Origin of the sequence: Vibrio sp. 10N.222.52.B7, assembly GCF_041474275.1 — a bacterium.
Lineage (GTDB): Bacteria > Pseudomonadota > Gammaproteobacteria > Enterobacterales > Vibrionaceae > Vibrio > Vibrio crassostreae_C.
In genome coordinates this window covers 1-309 of the sequence record NZ_JBFRTU010000323.1, presented here as the reverse complement: position 1 = coordinate 309, position 309 = coordinate 1, and the positions used below count along the sequence as shown (strand labels likewise).

The following is a 309-nucleotide window of genomic DNA, read 5'->3' as shown; positions in this document are numbered from 1 at the left end:
GGCGTTCCAATTGCTGATTATGCAATCATCACGGAAATTACCAGTGCCGACCTAAGCACGTCATTCAGTGAGCGTCGTACTTACGAGAATGATGAAGGTGAAACTAAGGTTGTTCCAGCGTCATGCAGTTATGATTTTGATGTAGAAGCGATTGCGAAAGTAGTGGCGTTACCAAGCATGGAAGTGATGAAGCGTATTAAACTTGAAGGCGATTTTTACTCGTCTTCAGAGACCAGCAATTCTCGTTGCCCGGTAAGTGAATCAGGTTACGGCGCAATGGCTGCGAAAGCGGCTGCAGAAGCCGTAGAG

Annotated in this window: 1 pseudogene; it reads left to right on the top strand. The window is 46.9% G+C overall.

The window, feature by feature from the left end:
* Positions 1–309: pseudogene (locus AB4512_RS23035) on the top strand (hypothetical protein); the annotation flags it as partial.